A 24,220-nucleotide genomic window follows, 5' to 3' on the forward strand; every position below is an offset into this window, starting at 1 on the left:
GATCCGCGACGGACGGGAGGCGCGGGACGGAGCCGTCCCGCGCCTCCCGTCCGTCGACGCGTGCGTCAGCCGCGCCGTGGGTCGCGCGCGGTGTCCGTGAAGAAGTCGTCGTAGACGGCGACGGCGTCCTGTTGCTCGCCGTGCTTCCAGCGCTTGCGCATCGAGCGGAAGGTGTCGATCCGCACCGGGTCCACGCCCTGCTGGGACTCGTAGTTGCCCATGGTTCCACCCCGTGATCACGGTCCCCCCGGTCGGGGGACCCCATGCAGACGGTACGGGTGACGGTCGGTCCCGTCCGGCGGGATAGGTCGGGAAGTGACCCAACAGCGCTTGGCGGACAAACGTTCGGGGTGGGTTCGGCTCCGCCCGTACTCTGCCGTCAGGTGGACGGGGCGCCGAACTCGAGCGCCTCGATGACGCGGTCGATGACCCGGACGTACTTCGCGCTCTCGCGCTCGGAGAAGGAGGACAGGAGCTCGTGCAGGTGCTCGTTCGTGCTGTCCATCGCCGCGGCGTAGGCCCGCTCGGACTCCGGGGTCAGTTCGATGAACCGGCTCCGGCCGTCCTCCGGGTTCGGCACGCGGCACAGGCGTCCCGCTCGTTCGAGTCGGTCGACGGTGCCGGTGACGGCGGGACCGCTGAGTCCGAGGTGCGATGCGAGGTCCTTCACCCGGACCTTCCGGTCGGCGGCTCCGGCACGCGCCACGAACTGCAGGACGGTCAGGTCCGACCCGGACACCCCCAGGCGGTCACGGAGTCGGCCGCGCAGCGCTGCCATCGCGGCCTCGAGTCGCGTGACGGCGGCGGTCAGCTCGATCTCACCCACGTGGTCGCCCCCTCGTTGCGGATCGCCCCGGCCTCACGGCGCGCCGCGGCCGTTCCGCCAGCGTATCCAGATAACGAGCGCGGGCGCGGGATGTGGACAGGCTCGATGCGCCGGGGTCCGCGTGGCTGAGTGGCCGTCCGTCGACGTCGTGGTGCCGCCCACGACGGTGCGCCTCGAGTTCTCCGGTCGTCGGCCGGAGCATGCCGTCCGCGACCTCGGCGGCGTCTACGCGGGCGACCGGTGGGGTGCATCGCCGACCGACGGCGACTTCGACTACCGGTACACCGCGCTCGGCGACGACGAGGTCACGATCCGTCGGTCGCAGATGCGGGGCGCGATCCACGGCGTCGTGCCGGCCGGCGGCGACTACGTCGTCACCTGGATGAGCCTCGGCAGCACCGAGGTCGAGCTGCCGGGCGGGCGGTACGCACTCCCGCTCGAGACCCCCGTGCTCTTCCCGCCGGACGAGGACTTCTCGTTCCGGGCGGCGGACCACGACCAGCGGCTCGTGCACCTCGACCGCGCGTTCGTCCGGCGGATCGCCGCGGCACGGGGCGCGACCGGCGACCTGGCGCTGCGCTTCGACGTCGAGCGGCTCCCCGGACCCGACGGCGCCCGTCGGTGGCAGACCGCCCTGACCGCACTCGGACGCGCCCTCCGCATCGGCGGGCCCGAGTCCGCCGCCTGGCGCGGAGCGAAGGCCGCCGTCGTCGAGGTGTTCCTCGACCTGTTCCCACCCGTGGTCGACGAGCTGCCCGCCGTGCTCCGGCAGCCGCGGAACGCCCGACTCCGTGCCGCGGTGCAGTACGTGCGCGACCACGCTGCCGAACCCGTGACGATCAGCGACCTCGCGGCGGCGTCCGGGTTGAGCGTGCGGTCCGTGCAGGAGTCGTTCCGCCGGGTGTTCGACGTGTCGCCGCTGACCTACCTGCGGCACGTGCGGCTCGACCACGTCCGGGAAGAGCTCCTCGACGAGGACCCGCAGGCCGGTGCGGTCGGGGACGTGGCGCGCCGGTGGGGGTTCGCGCACCTCGGGCGGTTCTCGGCGGCGTACGTCGAGCGGTTCGGGGAGTACCCGAAGCAGACGCTGCGGCGCTGAGCGGGGCTCGTGCGTCCCCGCTCGTGCGGCGCTCGTGCTTCGCGCGTCCGTTCGTGTGTTCCGTGAGCAGAAACCGTCGGGTCGCCCGCGCGGACCCGACGATTCCTGCTCACCGGATCGGTGTCCGGGGCGCCGGCGCCGTGCTCGCGCGGACCCGCAGGATGGTCGGCAGCCGGAGGTGGTCCGAGGTCGGCTCGCCGCGGAGCATCGTGAGCAGCATGTCCACCGCGCGTGCGCCCAGGTCGGCGAGGGGCTGCGCGACCGTCGTCAACGGTGGGCTCGTGGTCGATGCCTGCGGCACGTCGTCGAAGCCCACGACCGACAGGTCCTCCGGCACGCGGAGTCCCAGCGCGGCGGCGGCCCGGAGCACGCCGACGGCGGAGGAGTCGTTGGCGGCGAAGACGGCGGTCGGTCGGTCCGGTGTCGCCAGGAGCGCCTGTGCCGCGACGGCCGACTGGTCCTCCTGGTAGCCGCCGTCCCGGACCAGTGCTTCGTCCACCGGGATGCCGGCGGCGGTGAGGGCGCGACGGTACCCGGCCTCACGCAGCTGGGCGGACGCGAGGTCGGGGCGCCCCCGCAGGTGTGCGATCCGGGTGTGCCCGAGGGCGAGGAGGTGTTCGACCGCGTCGACGGCACCGCCCTCGTTGTCGGCGTCCACGGTGGCGTGCCCCTCGGGACCGGTGTGCGGGTCGATCGCGACGACCGGGATCGACGAACTCGACAGCGCCGTCGTGGGGGTGACCACGATCGCGCCGTCGATCAGCGTGCCGGACAGACGGGACAGCGACCGGCGTTCCCAACCGGGTCGGTCGGCACCCGTCATGAGCCCGGCGTACGCGAGGAGCTCGTACCCGGTCCCCGTGGTCGCGCTGGAGATCCCGCGGAGGAGCTCGGTCGAGAACGGTTCGAACTCGGTGACCAGGATGCCGATCACCCCGGTGCGGGAGCTCCGCAGGCTCCGCGCCACGAGGGACGTCTCGTAGCCGAGCTGCTCCACGACCTGTTGGACGCGCACGATCGTCGCGGGGGCGACCCCGTCGCGTTGGTTGATCACCTTCGAGACCGTCGGGATCGAGACGCCGGCGGCGCGTGCCACGTCGGCGATCGTCACCCGGCCGGCGCCGGGACGCGTACCGAGGGCCGAGTCCATGTGCTCACCGTACCGCCGTCCGGGATCGGGATCGGAATCGGTTTCGAAAACGTTATCGATATCGATTGACAACCCTCGTGGCTACCAGGCATGCTCTCCGCAGCGGCAGACGGATGTCGCTGCATGTCAACGACGACACGAGGAGTTCCACGATGACGAGGAAGATCCGTGCCGCGGCAGCCATCGCGCTGATCGGGGCGACAGCACTGGTGGCCGCGGGCTGCTCAGCGGGCGGCAACGCAGCCAGCGGAGGCGACGGCGGCAAGGTCACGATGACCTTCTGGCACAACTCCACGACCGGACCCGGCAAGGCCTTCTGGGAGACCACGGTCAAGGACTTCGAGAAGAAGAACCCGAACGTCACGATCAACCTCCAGGCGATCCAGAACGAGGACTTCGACGGCAAGCTCCAGACCGCCCTCAACTCGAACTCCGCCCCGGACGTCTTCATGCAGCGCGGCGGCGGCAAGATGGCCGCGATGGTGAACGCCGGCCAGGTCCTGGACATCTCCGACGCGATCGGCAAGAACGCGACGAGCGAGATCAGCAAGGGGTCGTTCAAGTCCTTCGAGCTGAACGGCAAGACCTGGGCGATGCCGACCAACGTCGACCCCGAGGGCATCTGGTACAGCAAGGACCTGTTCCAGAAGGCCGGCATCACCGACACCCCCACCACGATGGACGAGCTGAACGCCGACATCACGAAGCTCAAGGGAGCGGGCATCGCGCCCGTCGCCGTCGGCGCGAAGGACGCCTGGCCGGCCGCGCACTGGTACTACAACTTCGCCCTGCGTGCCTGCCCCTCGAGCGTGCTGACCAAGACGGCGCAGGACCTCAAGTTCTCGAATTCGTGCTGGAAGCAGGCGGGTGAGGACACGAAGGCGTTCTTCGACACCGAACCGTTCAACGACGGCTACCTGACCACTTCCGCCCAGCAGGGCGCGGGCAGCTCGGCCGGCCTCATCGCCAACCACAAGGCCGCGATGGAGCTCATGGGTGCCTGGGACCCGGGCGTGATCTCCTCCCTCACCCCGGACGGCAAGCCGCTGTCCGACCTCGGGTTCTTCCCGTTCCCGGAGGTCTCCGGCGGCAAGGGCGCGCCCGGCTCGATGATGGGTGCGGTCGGCGGCCTCTCCTGCTCCGCGAAGGCACCGAAGCCGGCCTGCACCGACTTCCTCAACTTCGTCACGCAGAAGACCGTGCAGGAGAACTACTACAAGGCGTTCAACTCGATCCCGGCGAACCAGTCGGCCCAGTCGGTCGTCACGGAGCCGTACCTGAAGACCGTGCTCGAGGCGTACAACAACGCCCCGTTCGTGTCGAACTACCTGGACACGCTCTACGGCCAGAACGTCGGCAACGCGCTCAACACCAGCGTCGTCAACCTGCTCGCCGGCAAGGGGTCCGTCTCGGACATCGTGTCGACCGTCGACCAGGCCGCGGCGAAGGGCTGACGCATGACCACCTCCGTCGCACCGCGCTCGAACGAGGCGCGGTCCGGGACGGGGCGTCGCACGGGCGGGGCCGACGGTTCGCCGTCGGCCCCGGCCCGCCGGGCCCGCTCGGGCGCCGACGTCCGTACCCGCGTCGAGATCGCCGTCCTCGCCGGCCCGGCGGTCATCATGTTCGTCGGGTTCGTCATCCTGCCCGTCGCGCTCGCCGCCTACTACGGCTTCTACAAGTGGCAGGGGTACGGCGCCCCGGTCGACTTCGTCGGCCTGCAGAACTACACGGTCATCTTCACCGACCCGGACTTCCGGGCGGTGCTCTGGCACAACCTCTTCATCGTCATCGGGTCGCTCGTCGTGCAGGGGCCGATCGCGATCATCCTCGCGCTGCTGCTCAACCAGCGCATCCGCGGCCGCGGGCTCATCCGCGTCCTCATCTTCCTGCCCTACGTCATCTCCGAGGTCATCGTCGGCACCGGCTGGAGCCTCATGCTCCAGTCGAGCGGCGCCGTCAACGACCTGCTGCAGTCGATCGGGCTCGGCGCCCTGCGCGCCGACTGGCTGTCGAACCCCGACATCGCGCTGTGGACCCTCCTGGGGATCATCTCGTGGAAGTACATCGGCTTCGCGGTGATCCTGTTCCTCGCCGGCCTGCAGAGCATCCCCGAGGAGTTGTTCGAGGCTGCGCAGCTCGACGGCGCGAGCTACTGGCAGATCCAGCGCCGCATCACGCTGCCGCTGCTCGGTCCGACGCTGCGGATCTGGGCGTTCCTGTCGATCATCGGGTCGCTCCAGCTGTTCGACCTCGTGTACATCATCTGGGGGCAGTACATCGCCTCCACCGCCGGCACCTCGACGATGGCGACCTACATGGTCGGCAACGGCCGACTGTCCGGCAACTACGGGTACGGCAACGCCGTCGCCGTGGTGATCTTCCTCATCTCGCTGGTCGTCGCCCTCGTCTACCAGCGGTTCGTCCTGCGTCGCGACACCGCCGGCGCCCTGACCGAGAAGGCCACACGATGACCGCCACCGCATCGATCGTCGCGCCGCGTCGCCGTGGGAAGCGCCCGAGCGACGGTCCCGTCCGGCGCGAGCGCAACCTCGGTACGTACTTCATCGCGCTGCTGTTCATCGCCGTGTGCATCGGCCCGGTCGCGTACATCGTGCTCGGCGGGTTCCGCACGAACGCGCAGATCACCGCGAGCCCGGCCGGCCTGCCGAACCCGTGGCAGATCGGCAACTACGTCAACGTCCTGACGAGCGGCGTCTTCTGGCAGCAGCTCGGCAACAGCGTGATCGCCGGCGTCACCACCACGGTCGGCGTCGTCGTGCTCGGCCTGATGGTGAGCTTCGTCCTCGCCCGGTACCGGTTCCGGGGCAGCGGCGCGCTCTACTCGCTGTTCGCCGCGGGCCTGATGTTCCCGATCACCGTCGCGATCACACCGCTCTACCTGCTCGTGAAGGACCTCGGGCTGACGAACAGCCTGGCCGGGGTGATCCTGCCGCAGATCGCGTTCGCACTGCCCACGACGGTGATCATCCTGGTGCCGTTCCTCCGAGCCATCCCCGACGAGCTCGAGGAGGCCGCCGCCATCGACGGCGCCAGCAAGCTCGGCTTCTTCTTCAGGATGGTCGTCCCGCTGTCGCTGCCCGGAGTCGTGACCGTCGGCATCCTCGCGTTCATCGGCAGCTGGAACAGCTACCTGCTGCCGTTGTTCATCCTCAACGACGCGTCGACCTACACGCTGCCGCTCGGGGTGCAGGCGTTCGCGTCGCAGTACTCGGTCGACACCGCACGCGTGCTGGCGTTCACGTCGCTGTCGATGATCCCGGCGCTCGTGTTCTTCGCGATCTTCCAGAAGCGCATCGTCGGCGGCCTGACCGGGGCGGTGAAGGGGTGACGACGGCGGACGCGACCCGTTCCGTCGGAGCCGCACCGCGCCTCCAGGACGGGACGACGGCCGCGACCACGTCGCTGACCGGAGCGCCACCCGACCGCGCCACCGCCCTGCTCGCCGCGATGACGCTCGAGGAGAAGTCCGCGCAGCTCGTCGGGTACTGGCTCGACCAGGACGGCGTCGTCGCGCCCATGCAGGGCGAGATGACGGACGACGGCGATCGCACCCTCGCCGACACCACCCGCCACGGCCTCGGGCAGTTCACCCGCGTGTACGGCACCCGCCCCGTCGAACCCGACGAACGCGCCGCCTGGCTGTGGTCCGAGCAGCGGCGACTCAAGCGCGAGACCCGCCTGGGGATCCCGGCGCTCGTGCACGAGGAGTGCCTCACCGGCCTCGCCGCCTGGAAGGCCGCGACCTTCCCCACGCCGCTCGCCTGGGGTGCCGCGTTCGACCCGGACCTCGTCGAACGCGTCGGCGCCGTGATCGGCGCGTCGATGCGGCAGCTCGGTGTGCACCAGGGCCTCGCGCCGGTCCTCGACGTGGTGCGCGACCCGCGGTGGGGACGCGTCGACGAGTGCATCGGCGAGGACCCGTACCTGGTCGGCACCGTGGGGACCGCGTACGTCCGGGGGCTGCAGTCCGCCGGCGTGGACGCGACCCTCAAGCACTTCCTCGGGTACTCGGCCTCGCAGGCGGGACGGAACCACGCCCCCGTGCACGCCGGTCCACGCGAGGTCGCCGACGTCTTCCTGCCGCCGTTCGAGATGGCGTTGCGCGATGGCGGTGCACGGAGCGTCATGAACTCCTACGCCGAGGTCGACGGCGTCCCGGTCGCGGCCGACCGTGCGCTGCTCACCGACCTGCTGCGGGGCCGGCTCGGGTTCGACGGCACCGTCGTGGCGGACTACTTCTCGGTGGCGTTCCTCGAGGTGATGCACGGTGTCGCTGCGGATCGCGGTGAGGCGGCGGCGCTCGCACTCGAGGCCGGCGTCGACGTCGAGCTACCCACCGGTGACGCGTACCTCGCGCCGCTCGTGGACCGGGTCCGTGCCGGACTGCTCGACGAGGCGGTCGTCGACCGTGCCGTCCTCCGGGTCCTCCGGCAGAAGGAGCGACTCGGGCTGCTCGACCCGGACGTCTACGAGGACGCGCCCCCGACCGACGTCGACCTGGACACACCCCGGCACCGGGCGCTGGCCCGCGAGCTGGCGGCACGGTCCCTCGTGCTGCTCTCGAACGACGGCCCCGAGCCGGTCCTGCCCCTGGCACTCGGCACCTCGATCGCCGTCCTCGGCCCGAACGCCGACCGTGCCGAGGCCCTGCAGGGGTGCTACTCGTTCGCGAACCACGTCCTCGCGTCGCACCCCGGCCTGCCCCTCGGGTTCGCGATCCCGACCGTGCGCGAGGCGCTCGTCGAGGCGCTCGGCGCCGATGCCGTCCGGTTCGCCGCCGGCTGCACCGTGAGCGGCACCGACACCGACGGCATCGACGAGGCCGTCACGGCCGCGCGGGCCGCCGACGTCGCCGTGGTCGTCGTCGGCGACCAGGCCGGGCTGTTCGGCCGCGGCACCGTCGGCGAGGGCAACGACACGGCGTCCCTCGACCTGCCCGGCGTCCAGCGCGCACTCGTCGAGGCGGTCGTCGCCACCGGCACACCCACCGTGGTGGTGCTGCTGACCGGCCGGCCGTACGCGATCGGGTGGGCGCTCGACGGGCCGGGACACCGACCGGCCGCCGTCGTGCAGGCGTTCTTCCCCGGCGAGGAGGGCGGCCCCGCGATCGCGGACCTGCTCACCGGCGTCACCGCGCCGTCGGGTCGGCTCCCGGTCTCGCTGCCCCGCGCCGCCGGTGCGCAGCCGTACACGTACCTGCACCCGCGCCTCGGCGGGCCGTCCGACGTGACGGCCGCCGACTCCACGCCCGTGCGGCCGTTCGGCTTCGGACTCGGCTACACGTCCTTCGCGTACGAGGACCTCGACACCGATCGGACCGTCGACAGCGACGGCGTGTTCACGGTGTCGGTGACGGTCCGGAACACCGGGGGACGAGCGGGTGAGGACGTCGTCCAGCTGTACGGGCACGACGTGCAGGGCTCCGTCACCCGCCCGCTCGCCCAGCTCCTCGGCTACGCACGCGTCGCCCTGGACCCGGGGGAGTCCGTCCGGGTGCGGTTCGACGTGCCCGCGCAGCGGTTCGCGTTCACCGGTCGCGACCTGCGGAAGGTCGTCGAGCCGGGTGACGTCGAGGTGTGGGTCGCCGCGCACGCCGCTGCGTCCCGGCCGGGAGGCGCGGCGGACCCCGGCGGCATCGTCGCGGTGGGCAGCGGGTCCGGTCCCGAGCCCGTCCCCGGCGCCGCCACGTCGCGCGCGGTGGTCCGGGTCACCGGTCCGGTGCACGAGGTGCGGCCGTCCGACCCCCGCATCGTCACGTGGACGGTGTCGTGACGCGCGCTCGCGGCGCGGGCCGGGCCCGTCGCGCTTCGTGAGCAGGAATCGTCGGGTCCGTACGAACGACCCGACGGTTCCTGCTCACGAAGCGGTGCGTGTCGACGGGCACCGTGAGGGGTCGGGTCACGCGAGCGTCCGTGGTCACCGACGCCGGCGGGGTCGGCCCGTCCCGGTGACGAGGTCACCCAGTGCCACGGCGAAGGCGATCACGTGAGCGACCGCGACGACGACCCAGGAGACGGCGACGAAGTTCGCTTCCGTCAGGCGCTCGCGTCGTGACAGGGGTGGTCGTGGTGGCATGGTTCACGGCTCCTCGGCTGCGCTGCAGGATCGGGCGTTCTCGCGGCGTCGCGACCCTGCCAACCATGCGCCTCGCCCGCGGGTGCGGGCAAGGAGAACGAGATGAGAGGTCGTTCACCTCGGCCGAGGCGCGGCGGACTGGAGGCGCGGGGCGGGCCCGCCCCGCGCCTCCAGTCCGCCGTGTGGTCGCGCGGTACGACCCGACTCGGCCGTGTTGCCGGCCGGGGTGCTCGACCCGTTGGGAGGCTGAGCATCGTCGCAGCGCAATGCTGGCCGGCTTCCGAAGGGTCCGGTCGGTTCCGGCTAGGGTGACGCAATGCCGAACGACGACGACGCAGCGGGGGCTCCCATCGCCGAAGGAGGCCGGTCCGCTGTCCGGCACGGTCGACAGCGACGGGCGGGGCGGACCGTCCTCCCGGTGATCGGCGGGGTGCTGGCGATGGCGCTCGTGCTCACCGGTGGCTACGCGGCCTGGTCCTACGCGCAGCTCGACGACAGCGTCACGAAGGTGCACCTCGCGCTGCCGCACCCGTCCGGATCGGCCTCACCGGATGCCGACGGCGCCGCGGAGAACATCCTGCTCGTGGGCGATGACCACCGCCCGGCGGACGCCACGCCGCAGGAGCTCGCGGAGCTCGGCACCCAGCTCGACGACGGTGCGACGAACACCGACACGATGATCGTCCTGCACATCCCGGCCGGTGGCGGCAGCGCCACGATGATCTCGTTCCCGCGGGACTCCTGGGTGCCGATCCCCGGGCACGGCACGTTCAAGCTCAACAGTGCCTACTCCGACGGGGCGGCGAACGGCGGCGGCGATGCCGGCGGGATGCGGCTGCTCATCCAGACCATGGAGAACATGAGCGGGCTGTCCATCGACCACTTCGTCCGGGTGTCGCTCCTCGGGTTCTACCAGCTCGTCAAGGCGCTCGGCCCGGTCGACGTGTGCCTCAACCACGCCGTGCACGACCCGGACTCCAACATCGACCTGCCCGCCGGCAAGTCGGAGCTGAACCCGTCGCAGGCGCTGTCCTTCGTCCGGCAGCGCGAGGGCCTGCCGCGCGGCGACCTCGACCGCGAGGTGCGCCAGCAGTACTTCCTCTCGCAGGAGGCGAAGCAGGTGCTCTCCGCCGGGACCCTCCTGAACCCGGTGAAGGTCTCCGCGTTGCTGCACGGAGTCGGCGACGCCGTGCAGATCGACGACGGTCTGAGCATCCCGAGCCTGGTGAACACGTTCCGCGGGATCGACCTCTCGAACATCCGGTCCACCACCATCCCGACGACCGGGACGCCGACGATCGACGGCTACTCCACGGTCGCCGTCGACTTCGCCGCGATGCCGGCCTTCATCCAGAGCATCGTCGGCCCGCCGGCCGCGTACACCGCGGCGAAGGCCGCGGCACCGGCGAGCGTCCACGTCAGTGTGCAGAACGGCGGCTCGGTCACGAACGGCGCGACCGCGGCGTCGGCGGCGCTCACCGCGAAGGGCTTCACGGTCGGTGCGCCCTCCGACACCACCACGACGACCTCGACCGTCGTCGAGTACCCGGCGGGCATGGAGGCACAGGCGAAGGCGGTCGCGGAGGTCGTCCCGGGTGCGACGGCGGTCCGGTCGACGACGGCCACGGGGGTGACCCTCGTGCTCGGGACCGACGGGCACACGGTGCAGGGCACCGGCACCGGCGCTGCTGCCGGGACCTCGGCGTCGCACGACGCGCAGGCACCGTCGACCGCACCCGCGAAGGCGAAGGCGAGCTCCGGATCCACCCCGAAGCCCTCTGCGGTCGGCAGCGCCTTCGGCGACCAGGGGACCTGCATCAACTGACCTCCGGCTCGGAACGCTCCGCGCCGACGGGGCCGATCAGGGCCGCTCCGCTCCGCGCTGACCGGACCGCTCAGCGCCGGCGGCCGACGGGTCCGCGCTACGCCAGCGCGATGGCGACGAGCCCGCCGACCCCGGCCAGGTACAGCAGCACGACGACGAGCGAGTCGATCCCCATGCCGGCGATGCGCCTGCTCGGCCGGAACACCAGCCCCACCGCGTACACGAGCGTCAGGAGCGCCGCGAGCGCGGTCAGGTAGACGTCGCTGGCATTCGCCTGGGGGAGCACGGCCTTGCCCGAGATGAGCGTCGCGACGAGGAACAGCACCGGCAGGAAGGCGTTCCCGCCGAAGATGTCGCTCACGGCCAGGTCGTCGTCACCCTGCTTGACCGCCTGCAGGCCCGTCGAGATCTCCGGCAGGCTCGTCGCCAGGGCCAGCACCGTCGCGCCGAACAGCACGCCGGACAGCCCGATCTGCGACGAGGCCGCGTCACCCGCACGTTCGAGCACGACACCCGCGACGAGCGTCGCGAGGGCGGACACCGAGAAGACGACCGCCGCCCGCCCCGTGCTCATCCTGGCCACCGGCTTGCGGGTCCGGTGTCCGCGGGGCTTCGGCACCGTGGTGTCCGGCGCGGCACCGGACTCGTGCCAGGGGAGGCCCTTCCCGGCACGCTGCACGAGGAAGAGACCGATGACCCAGATCGCGGCGATGAGCACGACGTCCGGTGTCAGGCGGAGCGCGATGAGTCCCGGTGGCAGCTGGCTGCCGGCGATGACGACCGCGAGCACGGCGACGACGACGACCGCCTCGAGCACCAGGCCGAGTGACGCCGCCCGGTAGGTGATCGGCTTGACTCCCTTCCCGCGTCGGCCGAACGCGTCGAGGATCACGATGACGACGGTCTGCAGGGCGATCCCGCCGAGGATGTTGCCCGCGGCGACCTCGATGGAGCCCGACGCGGCGGCGCTCACCGTGATCGCGATCTCGGGCAGGTTCGTCGCGACGGCCAGCACGATGAGGCCGCCGAGGGCGCTGCCGAGGTGCAGGCGGTCGTCGAGCACGTCGGTCGTCTTCGAGAGCTGGATGCCGGCGACCCAGATCACGGCGGCGCCCGCGACGAAGACCACCACGAGGAGCCAGAGCGGCAAGGAGTCCATTCCGCTCATGGAACTCGGCGGCGCCCGGGCGGGCGCACGACCTCGATGCCCTCTCAGGTGGCCGCGTGGTGCGCGCTCGCTCGATCGGTCAGCCGTCGACGCCCGCCACGTTCTGGTCCTCGCACTCGTCCATCGCATGGCCCGGGCCGTCGGTCCGTTCGACGACGAGGGTCTGCCCCACCATGATCTCGTGCCCCTGCGTCCCGGGGTTCAGCCGGTACAGGTCGGCGATGCAGAGCCCGAACCGGCCGGCGATCCCGGCGATGCCGTCGCCCGGTGCGACGACGTAGCGGTAGGAGCCGTCTCCACCATCCGCCTCCCCGGTCGCGGCGGGGGCGGGGCCGTGGTCGACGGCCGGTGCGGTGGCGACCGCGATCGGAGTCGCTGTCGTGTCGGGCGCGACGGAGTCGACGGTCGCCGAGACGGCCGGTCGGGACGGGACCGGCAGCGTGTCGTCGCCGCCGGCGGTGCAGCCGGTCGCTGCGAGGATGAGCGCGGCCGAGACAGCCCCTGTGGTGATGATGCGCAGCATGGACGTCCCCCGTTCCCCGGACCGCCCGGACCAGGGCGGTGCGCCGTCAGGCTACCGGTCGGGTCCACCGCGCACGGCCCCGCTCCTTGCGGCCGACGCGCCCGCACGGTGACGATGAGGCATGACCGACACCACCGACTCGCTCCTCGCCACCCTCCGCGGACAGCGGCGGCAGGTCCTCGCGGCACTGGAGGGACTCGACGACGACACGCTCGTGCGGCCCTGGGTGCCGTCCGGGTGGAGTCCGCTCGGTCTCGTCCGACACCTGACCTTCGACGTGGAACGGTTCTGGTTCGAGGGGGTCGTCCTGGGGCAAGTGCTCGCCCTGCCCACAGACGACGAGGTCTGGCGCCCGGAGCGGTGGCCGTCGGCCGAGCAGGTCGTCGCCGAGTACGAGCAGGCGGCGGCACGGAGTGACGAGGTCCTGGCGGCGACACCGCTCGACGCGTTCCCGTCCGCCGCAGCGCTCGCGACCTACCCGTGGGCCCCGGAGCGGGACCTGCTGGCGACGACGTTGCACGTCATCACCGAGACCGCCGCCCACGCCGGGCACCTCGACGTGGGGCGGGAGCTCGTGGACGGTCGGCAGCGACTCGTGCTCACGGAGTTCAGGACCCCGTCGCCGAAGCCCTGACGGCCACGCCCCAGCGTCAGCCGACGCCCTCGCTCGTGACCCGCCAGCCGCCGACCTCGCGACGGAGGCACAGGCCCCACGTGTTCGCTCCGGACGCCATCCCCGTGAGCCCGTCCTGGTCGAGTCCGTACTGGTAGCACTGCTCCGGATCCGTCCGGTCCGACACGGACTGCAGTGTGGTCCAGGAGTGCATGGTCGGGTCGCCCTCGCCGGTCCACTGCGTCCAGAGGCTCGCCGGGCACCACGCGGTGTCGTCCGGCGTGGACAGCGCGCGCATCGACCCGCAGTCCCGGCGGACCGCGGCGTCGAGGAACGCCCGGGCGACGGTCGCCGACGGGGCATCGGCGCGGGGGAGCGGCGCGGCGGGGCCGGACCGCCCCGGGACGTTCACCACGACGATGCCCGCGGCGAGCAGCACGACGAGTGCGCCGAGCACGACGACGGCGGGACGGGGACGACGGGCACGACGCACGGGTCGATCGTGGCGGCGGTGCTGCCGTGCTCGCCCGGAACCGGACCGTCTCGCGGTGCGAGGACGCTCAGGATCGCCGGCGATCCCCGGCGATCCGCGGCCCGCCGGTTCTCAGCCCCGCGCGCGGAGGAAGGCGACCTGGCGCTCCCAGTGCCGGAAGCCACCGCCCTCGTGTCCGTTGTACGGGTAGACGGTGATCTCCTTCTCCGCCGAGCCCAGGGCGTTGTACGCCGCGAAGGTCGTCCGCGGCGGCACGACGTCGTCCATCAGAGCGACGGAGAACAGCGCGGGCGCGGTGATCCCTGCGGCGAAGTGCACCCCGTCGAAGTAGGCCGCGGTCTCCCAGACCGTGTCGGCCGCGTCCCGGTGCACGGACAGGTACTGCGCCAGTTCGAGGTACGGGCCGCCGACCGCCACGTCGGTGCCGTTCCGCCAGTCGCTCAGGAACGCGACGTCGGGGAGCACCGCCGTGACCGCGCCGACGTGCGCCTCGACGAGGGCCGCCGCGGCGATGGTGATCCCGCCGCCCTGGCTGCCACCGGTGAGGGCGATGCGGGAGGCGTCCACGCCGGGCAGGGTGCGGACGGCGTCGACCAGCCGGACGGCGTCGGTGTACACGCGCCGGTAGTAGTGGTCGGCGGGGGACGTGATCCCGCTGGTCATCCACCCACCGATGTGCGGACCGGAGCCGTGCGGGTCCGGGGTGTCGCCGCCGGTGCCCCAGCCGCTGCCCTGACCGCGGGTGTCCATGACGACGTGCACGTAGCCGGCGAGGGCCCAGGAGACCCGCTCGCCGGGCAGCCCCCGCCCGCCGTTGTAGCCGAGGAACTCGACCACGACGGGCAGGGGCTCCGAGCCGCCGACCGGACGGGCGACCCACGCGCGGACCGGGTCCCCGGCGTAGCCCGGGAACACCAGGTCGTCGATGGCGAGTCCGGTGACGGGCGTGTCCGCCGGGGTGAGCACGGGCTCGACGTCGGCGCCGGCGGCCCGGGACGACGTGATCGTGTCCGCCCAGAACCGGTCGAAGTCGTCAGGGCGACGGACGTCGGGCCGGTAGGTCTCCAGGGCGGCGAGCGGTAGGTCGGTCAAGGGCATGCGGGGTCCTCCGGTGCGTTCGGGATCGCGTCAGCGCGCGGCTTCACGGTACTGCTCGAGCACCTCGGCGTGCGGATCCGCCGGCACGGTGACGGTCGCGGTGTCCCACGACGGCAGCGATCCGGTGAGCACCCACGCCGCCTGCTTCGCGGCGCCGGCGGCGACGTACTCGCCCGGCTCCGGCACCAGGACGTCCCGGCCGAACACCTGCGCAGCGACCGTGCGCACGGCGTCGTTGCGCGCGGCACCACCGATGAGGAACAGCCGTTCCACGGTGACGCCGGTGCCCTCGACCGCGGCGAGCCCGTCCGCGAGTGCGCAGAGCATCCCCTCGACGGCGGCCCGGGCCAGGTGCGCCCGATCCGTCGTCGCGGGCGTCATGCCGAGCAGCGATGCGGTCGCGTCCGGTCGGTTCGGCGTGCGCTCGCCGACGAAGTACGGCACCAGCACGAGGCCGTCGGCCCCGGCCGGCGCCTGCAGCGCCAGGGCGCCGAGCTCGTCGTGGTCCACGCCGAGCAGGCCGCCGATCACCTCGAGCACGCGGGCCGCGTTGAGCGTGGTGACGATCGGGAGGCGCGACCCGCCGCCGTCGGCGAAGCCCGCCACCGTGCCGCTCGGGTCGCGCACCTCGGCGTCGGTGACCCCGAAGACGGTGCCGCTGGTGCCCAGGGACACCGCGATGTCGCCCGGGCCGAGCCCGAGGCCGAGCGCTGCCCCGGCGTTGTCCCCGAGCCCTGGGCCGACGACGAGTCCGGTCGGACCGGACGCACCGTTCGGCAGCGGGACGTCGACCTGCAGGGTGCCCATCGCCTCGTCGTGCAGGACGACGCGCGGTACCACGACCGCGTCGGGGGCCGACTCCGAGCCGGCCACCCGCAACGGACGTCCGAGCGCGAGCGCGAACAGTTCGCCGTCGTACTCCCGCCGGACCGGGTCCCAGTACGCGGTGCCGCTGGCGTCCGAGGCGTCCGTCGCGAGCGCGTCGAGATCGGGGCCGAGCGGGCTCTCGTCCGCCGGTCCGTACCCGCGCAGCCGCCACGACAGCCAGTCGTGGGGGAGTGCGACCGCGGCGACGCGCGCCGCGTGCTCCGGCTCCGCCTGCCGGAGCCAGCGCAGCTTCGTGCCGGTGAACGACGCGACCGGCACCAGACCCGTCCGGGCGACCCATGCCTCCCGGCCGAGTTCCTCGACCATCCGCGCGGCCGCGTCCGCACTGCGCACGTCGTTCCAGAGCAGCGCGTCGCGGACCACGCGACCGTCCGCGTCCAGCGCGACCATGCCGTGCTGCTGTCCGGCGATCGCGACGGCGCCGACGTCGGCGAACCCGCCGGCGTCAGCGATCGCGGTGCCGAGCGCGTCCCACCAGTGGCGGGGGTCGACGGACGTGCCGTCCGGGTGGGTCGCACGACCCTCCCGGACGACCGCACCGGTGTCGGCGTCGCGGATCGTGACCTTGCAGGACTGGGTCGACGAGTCGACCCCCGCCACCAGGGCCATCAGGAGCGCGCGCCCATGAGGTGCTCGATGGCGAGCTGCTGCAGCTTCACGAACCCGAAGCCCTTGCCGCCGAAGTACGCGTCGGCGTCGAAGTCCTCGTACGCGGAGCGGTCGGCGAGGAAGGCGTCGTAGGACTCGCCGTCGTTCAGCGTCGGCGTGCTGAGCTCCCCGACCTTCGAGGCCTCGAGCGCGGCCTGCACCTCGGGGTCGGCGCGGAACGCCTGCGCGCGCTCCTTGAGGAGGAGGTACATGCGCATGTTCGCCTGCGCCGAGTCCCAGACGCCCGAGATGTCCTCGGTGCGGCTCGGCTTGTAGTCGAAGTGGCGCGGGCCGTCGTAGGCCGGGCCGCCCTGCGGAGCACCGTGCTCGAGCAGGTCGACGAGCGAGAACGCGTTCTGCAGGTCGCCGTGGCCGAAGACCAGGTCCTGGTCGTACTTGATGCCGCGCTGCCCGTTGAGGTCGATGTGGAAGAGCTTGCCCTGGTAGAGCGCCTGCGCGATGCCGGCCGTGAAGTTCAGGCCCGCCATCTGCTCGTGCCCGACCTCCGGGTTGATGCCGAAGAGCTCCGGGCGCTCGAGCGTCTCGGTGAAGGCGATCGCGTGGCCGAGGGTCGGCAGGAGGATGTCGCCGCGGGGCTCGTTCGGCTTCGGCTCGATGGCGAAGCGGATGTCGTAGCCCTTGTCGGTGACGTACTGGGCGAGGAGGTTGACGGCCTCGCGGTAGCGCTCGAGCGCGGCCTGCACGTCCTTGGCTGAGTCGTACTCGGATCCCTCGCGGCCGCCCCACATGACGAAGGTCTTCGCGCCGAGCTCGGCGGCCAGGTCGATGTTGCGGAGGACCTTGCGGAGCGCGAAGCGGCGCACCTGGCGGTCGTTCGAGGTGAAGCCGCCGTCCTTGAAGACCGGGGCCGAGAACAGGTTCGTCGTGACCATCGGCACGATGATCCCGGTCGAGTCGAGGGCGCCCTTGAGGCGGTCGATCTGCGTCTGCCGCTCGGCGTCGGTGGAGCCGAAGGCAAAGAGGTCGTCGTCGTGGAAGGTCAGGCCGTAGGCCCCGAGCTCGTCGAGCTTCTCGACCGCCTCGACCACGTCGAGGGCCGGTCGGGTGGGGCCGCCGAACGGGTCGGAGCCGTTGTAGCCGATGGTCCAGAGACCGAAGGAGAACTTGTCTGCACGGGTGGGCGTCGTTGCCATGGTGGTCACCGTTCGTCGTCGAAACAAAATGTTGCCGCGCCCAACATAAGCGGTAGTGTTGGCTGTGGCAAGGACGTGATCGCAAAGGAGCGAGCGGATGGCACAGGATCGACTGCGGGTCGCGATGATCGGGCACGGCTTCATGGGAGCCGCCCACTCGCAGGCCTGGCGGACCGCCCCGAGGTTCTTCGACCTCGGGGTCGAACCGGAGATGGCGGTGGTCGTCGGGCGGGACCCGGGACGGACCGAGGCCGCACGGGCGAAGTACGGCTGGCAGGCGGCGTCCACCGACTGGCGCGCCGTCGTCGCGGACCCGGACATCGACGTCGTCGACGTCGTCTCGCCCGGTTCGTCGCACGTCGAGATCGCGATCGCCGCGCTCGAGGCCGGCAAGCACGTCCTCTGCGAGAAGCCCCTCGCGAACACCGTGGCCGAGGCAGAGGCGATGGCCGCCGCGGCCGCGTCCGCCCGGACACGCGGGGTCCGCGCGATGGTCGGCTTCAGCTACCGCCGCGTGCCCGCGATCGCGTTCGCCCGCCAGCTCGTGCAGGACGGCCGGATCGGTCGGGTCCGGCAGGTCCGGGCGCTCTACCTGCAGGACTGGCTCGCCGACGAGGACGGCCCGATGACCTGGCGGTTGGACAAGACGCTGGCGGGATCGGGTGCGCTCGGTGACATCGGGGCGCACGCCATCGACCTCGTCGAGCACGTCACCGGTGCGTCGCTGACGTCCGTCTCCGGCCTGCTCGAGACCTTCGTCACCGAGCGGCCGCTGATGGCCGAGGGCGTCGGACTCTCCGGCACGGCGTCGAGCGAGCGCGGCCAGGTCACGGTCGACGACGCGGCGTTCTTCACCGCTCGGCTCGGCGGCGGTGCTGCCGACGGTGCGATCGGCACGTTCGAGGCGACCCGCTACGCGAGCGGGCGGAAGAACGGCCTGACGCTCGAGGTCAGCGGCTCCACCGGGGCGATCCAGTTCGACCTCGAGTCGATGAACGAGCTCCGACTGTACGAGTCGTCGGCACCGGCCGGCGAGCAGGGGTTCCGGCGGATCCTCGTCACCGAACCCGAGCACCCCTACATGGCGGCGTGGTGGCCGACCGGACACCTCATCGGCTACGAGCACACCTTCAGCCACCAGGTGAAGGACTTCGTCGAGGCGATCGTCGCCGGCACCGACCCGTCGCCGTCCTTCGCGGACGGCATGCACGTGCAGCGGGTGCTCGACGCCGTCGAACGCAGCGCCGCCGACGGCAGCAGCTGGACGGTGACCTCGTGACCGGGGTCGGGCAGCGCCGGGCACTCGTCGTCCGCGGCGGGTGGGACGGCCACCAGCCCGTCGAGACCACGGACCTGTTCGTCCCGTTCCTGCGGGACAACGGGTTCGACGTCCACGTGTCCGACTCGACCGCCGTGTACGCCGACGAGTCGGTCATGGCGGACGTCGACCTCATCGTGCAGGTCGTCACGATGTCGACCATCGCCGACGACGAGTTCGCCGGACTGCAGCGAGCCGTGCTCGGCGGGGCCGGGCTCGCCGGGTGGCACGGCGGGATCGCCGACGCCTTCCGGAACACCGCCGACTACCTGCACATGGTCGGCGGCCAGTTCGCCCACCACGCCGCGAAGCCGCCGGCGGAACGCTCGGGCGAGCAGAGCGACAACTACATCCCGTACACCGTGCACATCACCGAGGCCGGGCTTGAGCACCCGATCACGCAGGGCATCGAGGACTTCGACCTCGTCACCGAGCAGTACTGGGTGCTCTCCGACGAGTACAACGACGTCCTCGCGACCACCACGCAGGAGGCCCGCGACTTCGACGCCTGGAACCGTCCGGTCACCGCACCGGCCATCTGGACGCGGCAGTGGGGCGAGGGGCGCGTGTTCGTCTCGGCGCCCGGGCACCGGCTCGAGGTCGTCGAGTCGCAGCCGCTCCGCACGATCATCGAACGGGGACTCCTGTGGGCAGCACGGTGAACGGACGACCACTGCGGGTCGGTGTCGTCGGGGTCGGCGTCATCAGCCAGCAGTACTTCGAGCACTTCCCGGCGCTGGACGGGCTCGACCTCACCGCGGTGGCGGACATCGACGTCGCCCGTGCGCAGTCGGTCGGCGAGGCCCAGGGTGTCCGGGGTTCCTCGGTCGACGACCTGCTCGCCGCGGACGACGTCGACGTCGTGCTCAACCTGACGATCCCGGCCGCGCACGCCGACATCGCCACCCGGGCGCTCGAGGCCGGCAAGCACGTGTACGGGGAGAAGCCCCTCGCGATGTCGACCGCCGAGGCGCAGCCCGTGCTCGACCTCGCCCGCCGCTCCGGCCTCCGCGTCGGCAGCGCTCCGGACACCGTGCTCGGCACCGGCGTCCAGACCGCCCGCGCGGCGCTCGACGACGGCCTCGTCGGCACGCCGGTGGGCGCCGCGGTGTCGTGGTCCGCGCCCGGACACGAGCTCTGGCACCCGGCACCGGCGTTCTACTACCAGCCCGGCGGGGGACCGCTCCTCGACATGGGCCCGTACTACCTGACGAGCCTCGTGCAGTTCTTCGGCCCGGTGGTCCGGGTCAGCGGCGCCTCGACCCGCTCGGACCGCGAGCGCAGCATCGCGACCGGACCGGCCGCCGGGACGTCGCTGCGGGTGGACGTCGACACGCACGTCGTGGCCGTCCTCGAACACGCGGACGGGGTCGTCTCCACGGTGACGGTGTCCTTCGAGGTCTGGGCGACGCGGGCACCGCTCTTCGAGGTGTACGGCACCGCCGGCACGCTCGGCGTCCCCGACCCGAACCGGTTCTCCGACACGGTGTCGATCGCCGACGCCGCGACGCGCGAGTGGCGCGAGCTGCCGACGAGCGCCGGGTACGCCGACGCCGGACGCGGCTACGGCCTCGCCGACATGGCGCACGCGATCGCCACCGACCGCTCCCACCGGGCGTCCGGGGAACTGGCGTACCACGTGCTCGAGGTCATGGAGGCGGTCGCCACCGCGTCCCGCGAGCACGTCGTCGTCGACGTCCGGTCCCGGCCGGGACGGCCGGCGACGGTCCCGCTCGACGCACGACCCGACACGTGGTGACCGGGCACCGGCCACAGGAGGAAGGAAGCAGCATGACGGACACGACCCGGGCCTCCCGGCAGCCGACGGCACGGCCGGTCACCCTCTTCACCGGCCAGTGGGCCGACCTGCCGTTCGAGGAGGTCGCACGCCTCGCGGGGGAGTGGGGCTACGACGGGCTGGAGATCGCCTGCTGGGGCGACCACCTCGACGTCCGCCGTGCCGCGACGGACCCCGACTACGTGGCCGACCGGAAGGCGATCCTCGAACGGAACGGGCTCCAGGTCTGGACCATCGCGAACCACCTGACCGGACAGGCGGTGTGCGACGACCCGATCGACCAGCGGCACGAGGACATCCTCGCGCCGCACGTGTGGGGCGACGGCGACCCCGAGGGTGTCCGGCAGCGCGCCGCCGAGGAACTGCAGTGGACCGCACGGGCTGCTGCGGCACTCGGCGTGTCCACCGTGACCGGCTTCTCCGGCTCGTCGATCTGGAAGACCGTCGCCGGGTTCCCGCCCGTGCCGGCATCGATGATCGACGCCGGGTACCAGGACTTCCACGACCGATGGGCGCCGATCCTCGACGTGTTCGAGGAGGTCGGGGTGCGGTTCGCGCTCGAGGTGCACCCGTCCGAGATCGCCTACGACTACTGGACGGCGCGTCGCGCCCTCGACGTGTTCGCCGACCGGCCGTCGTTCGGGTTCAACTTCGACCCGTCGCACTTCGTCTGGCAGGACCTCGACCCCGCTGCGTTCCTGCTCGACTTCGCCGACCGGATCTACCACGTGCACTGCAAGGAGTCGGTCAAGCAGCTCGACGGACGCAACGGCCGGCTGTCGTCGCACCTGCCGTGGGGCGACCCCCGCCGGGGCTGGGACTTCGTCACCGCCGGACACGGGGACGTGCCGTGGGAACGGGTGTTCCGCGTGCTGAACCACATCGGGTACACGGGCCCCACCAGCGTCGAGTGGGAGGACGCGGGCATGGACCGGCTCGTCGGTGGGCCGGAGGCGTTGGCGTTCGTGCGGAGGCTCGGGACGATCGCGCCGCCGGAGGCCGCCTTCGACGCTGCGTTCTCCCGGTCGCGGTAGGCACCGCGCTGCCGCCACCACACCACCCCGAGGAACCGATGACGAGCCATCCCGCACCACCCGCCGGCGGCGCACCGGGCAACGCCGCGCGCGTCCTCCGGCTCGTGCACGAGGCCGGGCCGATCACACGCGCCGACATCACCCGGCGGACCGGGCTGAACCGCTCGACCACGCTCGCACTCGTCGGCGAGCTCGTCGACCTCGGACTCCTGCATGAGGAACGCCCCACCGCCGGTTCGCCCGGTGCCGGAGTCGGCCGGCCGAGCCCGGTCGTGCGTGCGGCCGCCGACGTCGTGTCCGCCGCCGTCACGGTCGAGATCGACGCCGTGTCCGTCGCGCTGGTGGGCCTCGACGGCACGGTGCGTGCACGCCTGGTCGAGGCGCAGGACCGCCCGCCGACCGCACCCGAGGCGGTCGAGATCGTCGCCGGCCTGGTCGACCGTGTGCGCGACCACGACGGGGGACCGCACGGTCGCTCCCACCCGCTCCGACTCGTCGGCATCGGCGTGGCCGTGCCGGGGACCGTCCGGGTCGAGGACGGCACCGTGCAGTACGCCCCGCACCTCGGATGGCACGACGAACCGCTCGCCGGACCGCTCGCAGCCCGGACCGGACTGCCGGTGCGCGCCGCCAACGACGCGAACCTCGGCGCGTGGGCGGAGCGGCTCGGCGGCAGCGGTCGGGGCGTCGACGACCTCGTGTACCTCAACGGCGGCGCGAGCGGCATCGGTGGGGGCGTGATCACCGGCGGACGTCCGCTCAGCGGCGCCGACGGGTACGCCGGCGAACTCGGGCACACCTTCGTCGCGGCCAACGGGATCCGCTGTCACTGCGGAGCGGTCGGGTGCCTCGAGACCGAGGCGTCGCGCGAGACCCTGACGACCGCCACGGGGACCGCACCCGACGACCTCGAGGCGCTGGCGACGGCGCTCGCCGAGCGTCGGCCCGAGGTCGAGCGCGTCGTGGACCGGCAGGTCAGCGCGCTCGCCACCGCCCTCCGGAACGCGATCCACACCGTGAACCCCGAGGTCGTCGTGCTCGGCGGGTTCCTCGGCGTCCTGCTCGACCACGTCGGCGAACGCATCGTGGACGACGTCCGGGCACAGTCCATGACGGGCATGGCCGACCGGATCCGTGTCGTGCCGGCGGCGCTCGGCCGTGACGTCCTCGTGCACGGGGCCGCCGAGATCGCCTTCCGGGACCTGCTGCGCGACCCCGCGCGGATCGCCGCCGCCGTCCCCGCGATGCTCCCCCCTGCCGCTCCCACCGCACCCACCACCGAATCGAGAACCCCATGACCTCCATCCAGCGCCAGCGGGTCAGCGTGCTGCTCGGCACGCAGGACCTCACCGTCGAGGACCGTCCCGTCCCGGACGTCGACCCCGGCGACGTGCTCGTCCGCGTCGCCGCCGTGGGGGTGTGCGGCTCCGACGTGCACTACTACCGGCACGGCCGCATCGGGGACTTCGTCGTCGAGGAGCCCCTGGTCCTCGGCCACGAGCTGTCCGGCACGATCACCGCGGTCGGCGACGGCGTCGACCCGTCCCGCGTGGGCGAGCGGGTGGCGATCGAGCCCCAGCGACCCTGTCACCGCTGTGCGCAGTGCCTCGCCGGACGGTACAACCTGTGCCCGCACATGCGCTTCTACGCGACGCCGCCGGTCGACGGTGCGTTCGCCGAGTTCGTCACGATCGAGTCCGCGTTCGCGCACACGCTGCCCGACTCGGTGTCGTTCGAGGCCGGAGCGCTCCTGGAACCGCTGTCCGTCGGGATCGCCGCCGTCCGCAAGGCCGGGATCGTCCCCGGGTCGAGCGTGCTCATCGCGGGTGCCGGTCCGATCGGCATCATCTGCGCGCAGGCGGCGCGCGCGTTCGGCGCGTCCCGCATCGTGATCAGCGACCTCGTCCCGGAGCGCCGCGAGCGCGCGCTGTCCTTCGGCGCCACCGAGACCGTCGACCCGACCGTGGTGTCGGTCGCCGCCGACCTTGCGCCGTTCGACGCGTTCATCGACGCCAGCGGCGCGCCCCGTGCGGTCTCCGACGGCATCAGGGCGGTCGGACCGGCGGGCGCGGCGGTGCTCGTCGGGCTCGGCAACTCCGAGATGACGCTGCCGGTCGAGCACATCCAGAACCTCGAGGTCACGGTGACCGGGATCTTCCGGTACACCGGCACGTGGCCGGTCGCGATCGAGCTGGTCGCGTCGGGGCAGGTGGACCTCGACTCGCTCGTCACCGGGCGCTTCGGGCTCGACGACGTGCGCGAGGCGCTCGAGAGCGACACCGACCCCGACTCCCTGAAGTCGGTCGTCTACCCGGGTGGCGCGCCGCGCTGAGCGGCGACGCCGAACGTCGCGCGGGGCGCGCGGCGCGCGGCGCGCGGCCGAGCCTGCGAGGGCGGGTCGGCAACGTGACCAGGAGACGGACGGGAGGCGCGGGACGGGTCCGCCCCGAGCCTCCCGTTCGCCGCGTGACCCGGAACGGGGCCAC

General features: G+C 72.3%; 23 protein-coding genes. 13 read left to right on the top strand and 10 right to left on the bottom strand.

The window, feature by feature from the left end:
- Positions 1–65: 65 nt before the first annotated feature.
- Together ACRQ4B_RS06515 and ACRQ4B_RS06520 are read right to left on the bottom strand one after the other, a co-directional pair.
- Entirely contained in the window at positions 66–221 is a 156-nt protein-coding gene (locus ACRQ4B_RS06515) for a hypothetical protein (protein ID WP_439693876.1), read from the bottom strand.
- Positions 222–379: 158 nt separating this feature from the next.
- Entirely contained in the window at positions 380–826 is a 447-nt protein-coding gene (locus tag ACRQ4B_RS06520; RefSeq protein WP_439693877.1) for a MarR family winged helix-turn-helix transcriptional regulator, read from the bottom strand.
- Positions 827–947: 121 nt separating this feature from the next.
- Here ACRQ4B_RS06520 and ACRQ4B_RS06525 point away from each other — a divergent pair, with 121 nt between their 5' ends.
- Positions 948–1,925 carry a helix-turn-helix transcriptional regulator gene (locus ACRQ4B_RS06525; RefSeq protein WP_439693878.1) on the top strand — a complete coding sequence of 326 codons (978 nt, stop codon included), beginning with the start codon at positions 948–950 and terminating at the stop codon, positions 1,923–1,925.
- Positions 1,926–2,034: 109 nt separating this feature from the next.
- Here ACRQ4B_RS06525 and ACRQ4B_RS06530 read toward each other — a convergent pair whose 3' ends face one another.
- Positions 2,035–3,075, bottom strand: coding sequence for a LacI family DNA-binding transcriptional regulator (locus ACRQ4B_RS06530; RefSeq protein WP_439693879.1), 1,041 nt, complete (start codon positions 3,073–3,075; stop codon positions 2,035–2,037).
- Between the two features lie 152 nt (positions 3,076–3,227).
- On the opposite strand from ACRQ4B_RS06530, the gene ACRQ4B_RS06535 reads away from it, so the two are divergent.
- The 4 genes from ACRQ4B_RS06535 to ACRQ4B_RS06550 all read left to right on the top strand — a co-directional run bounded on the left by ACRQ4B_RS06535 (position 3,228) and on the right by ACRQ4B_RS06550 (position 8,871).
- The gene (locus ACRQ4B_RS06535) at positions 3,228–4,529 is read left to right on the top strand and encodes an ABC transporter substrate-binding protein (protein WP_439693880.1); all 1,302 of its coding nucleotides are present in this window, start codon (positions 3,228–3,230) and stop codon (positions 4,527–4,529) included.
- A gap of 3 nt (positions 4,530–4,532) precedes the next feature.
- Complete coding sequence (locus ACRQ4B_RS06540) at positions 4,533–5,549, top strand: carbohydrate ABC transporter permease (RefSeq protein WP_439693881.1); 1,017 nt, start codon at positions 4,533–4,535, stop codon at positions 5,547–5,549.
- Positions 5,546–6,427, top strand: a complete 882-nt coding sequence (locus ACRQ4B_RS06545) for a carbohydrate ABC transporter permease (RefSeq protein WP_439693882.1) — start codon at positions 5,546–5,548, stop codon at positions 6,425–6,427. Before ACRQ4B_RS06540 ends, ACRQ4B_RS06545 begins: the two co-directional genes overlap by 4 nt.
- Before the next feature lie 119 nt (positions 6,428–6,546).
- A complete protein-coding gene (locus ACRQ4B_RS06550; RefSeq protein WP_439694363.1) occupies positions 6,547–8,871 on the top strand; it encodes a beta-glucosidase in 2,325 nt (774 codons plus the stop codon).
- A 144-nt stretch (positions 8,872–9,015) separates the two neighbouring features.
- On the opposite strand, the gene ACRQ4B_RS06555 is transcribed toward ACRQ4B_RS06550, so the two are convergent.
- Complete coding sequence (locus ACRQ4B_RS06555; protein WP_439693883.1) at positions 9,016–9,174, bottom strand: hypothetical protein; 159 nt, start codon at positions 9,172–9,174, stop codon at positions 9,016–9,018.
- Positions 9,175–9,490: 316 nt separating this feature from the next.
- On the opposite strand from ACRQ4B_RS06555, the gene ACRQ4B_RS06560 reads away from it, so the two are divergent.
- On the top strand, positions 9,491–10,999 hold the full coding sequence (locus tag ACRQ4B_RS06560) for an LCP family protein (RefSeq protein ID WP_439693884.1): 1,509 nt from the start codon (positions 9,491–9,493) through the stop codon (positions 10,997–10,999).
- 97 nt (positions 11,000–11,096) lie between these two features.
- Here ACRQ4B_RS06560 and ACRQ4B_RS06565 read toward each other — a convergent pair whose 3' ends face one another.
- A complete protein-coding gene (locus tag ACRQ4B_RS06565; protein WP_439693885.1) occupies positions 11,097–12,158 on the bottom strand; it encodes a sodium:calcium antiporter in 1,062 nt (353 codons plus the stop codon).
- An 88-nt stretch (positions 12,159–12,246) separates the two neighbouring features.
- Positions 12,247–12,690 carry a LysM peptidoglycan-binding domain-containing protein gene (locus tag ACRQ4B_RS06570; RefSeq protein ID WP_439693886.1) on the bottom strand — a complete coding sequence of 148 codons (444 nt, stop codon included), beginning with the start codon at positions 12,688–12,690 and terminating at the stop codon, positions 12,247–12,249.
- Positions 12,691–12,811: 121 nt separating this feature from the next.
- On the opposite strand from ACRQ4B_RS06570, the gene ACRQ4B_RS06575 reads away from it, so the two are divergent.
- Positions 12,812–13,324, top strand: coding sequence for a mycothiol transferase (locus ACRQ4B_RS06575; protein WP_439693887.1), 513 nt, complete (start codon positions 12,812–12,814; stop codon positions 13,322–13,324).
- A gap of 16 nt (positions 13,325–13,340) precedes the next feature.
- Here ACRQ4B_RS06575 and ACRQ4B_RS06580 read toward each other — a convergent pair whose 3' ends face one another.
- The 4 genes from ACRQ4B_RS06580 to xylA all read right to left on the bottom strand — a co-directional run bounded on the left by ACRQ4B_RS06580 (position 13,341) and on the right by xylA (position 17,584).
- Positions 13,341–13,796: a hypothetical protein gene (locus ACRQ4B_RS06580; protein WP_439693888.1), complete on the bottom strand. Its 456-nt coding sequence runs from the start codon at positions 13,794–13,796 to the stop codon at positions 13,341–13,343.
- 111 nt (positions 13,797–13,907) lie between these two features.
- Positions 13,908–14,894, bottom strand: coding sequence for an acetylxylan esterase (locus ACRQ4B_RS06585; protein ID WP_439693889.1), 987 nt, complete (start codon positions 14,892–14,894; stop codon positions 13,908–13,910).
- A 30-nt stretch (positions 14,895–14,924) separates the two neighbouring features.
- Positions 14,925–16,391, bottom strand: coding sequence for a xylulokinase (locus ACRQ4B_RS06590; RefSeq protein WP_439693890.1), 1,467 nt, complete (start codon positions 16,389–16,391; stop codon positions 14,925–14,927).
- Complete coding sequence (gene xylA, locus ACRQ4B_RS06595) at positions 16,391–17,584, bottom strand: xylose isomerase (RefSeq protein WP_439693891.1); 1,194 nt, start codon at positions 17,582–17,584, stop codon at positions 16,391–16,393. Before xylA ends, ACRQ4B_RS06590 begins: the two co-directional genes overlap by 1 nt.
- A 97-nt stretch (positions 17,585–17,681) precedes the next feature.
- On the opposite strand from xylA, the gene ACRQ4B_RS06600 reads away from it, so the two are divergent.
- The 6 genes from ACRQ4B_RS06600 to ACRQ4B_RS06625 are packed head-to-tail and all read left to right on the top strand — an operon-like array spanning position 17,682 to position 24,066.
- The gene (locus tag ACRQ4B_RS06600; protein ID WP_439693892.1) at positions 17,682–18,863 is read left to right on the top strand and encodes a Gfo/Idh/MocA family protein; all 1,182 of its coding nucleotides are present in this window, start codon (positions 17,682–17,684) and stop codon (positions 18,861–18,863) included.
- Positions 18,860–19,564: a ThuA domain-containing protein gene (locus ACRQ4B_RS06605; RefSeq protein ID WP_439693893.1), complete on the top strand. Its 705-nt coding sequence runs from the start codon at positions 18,860–18,862 to the stop codon at positions 19,562–19,564. The genes ACRQ4B_RS06600 and ACRQ4B_RS06605 overlap by 4 nt, the downstream gene beginning before the upstream one ends.
- Positions 19,549–20,661 (top strand): Gfo/Idh/MocA family protein, encoded by a 1,113-nt coding sequence (locus ACRQ4B_RS06610; protein WP_439693894.1) that lies wholly within the window; start codon positions 19,549–19,551, stop codon positions 20,659–20,661. The genes ACRQ4B_RS06605 and ACRQ4B_RS06610 overlap by 16 nt, the downstream gene beginning before the upstream one ends.
- Before the next feature lie 32 nt (positions 20,662–20,693).
- A complete protein-coding gene (locus tag ACRQ4B_RS06615) occupies positions 20,694–21,734 on the top strand; it encodes a sugar phosphate isomerase/epimerase family protein (RefSeq protein ID WP_439693895.1) in 1,041 nt (346 codons plus the stop codon).
- Positions 21,735–21,772: 38 nt separating this feature from the next.
- A complete protein-coding gene (locus ACRQ4B_RS06620) occupies positions 21,773–23,032 on the top strand; it encodes an ROK family transcriptional regulator (RefSeq protein WP_439693896.1) in 1,260 nt (419 codons plus the stop codon).
- On the top strand, positions 23,029–24,066 hold the full coding sequence (locus ACRQ4B_RS06625; RefSeq protein ID WP_439693897.1) for an NAD(P)-dependent alcohol dehydrogenase: 1,038 nt from the start codon (positions 23,029–23,031) through the stop codon (positions 24,064–24,066). The genes ACRQ4B_RS06620 and ACRQ4B_RS06625 overlap by 4 nt, the downstream gene beginning before the upstream one ends.
- The last annotated feature ends 154 nt before the right edge of the window (positions 24,067–24,220 follow it).

It is taken from the genome of Curtobacterium sp. SP.BCo (genome assembly GCF_051903265.1).
Taxonomy (GTDB): Bacteria; Actinomycetota; Actinomycetes; order Actinomycetales; family Microbacteriaceae; genus Curtobacterium.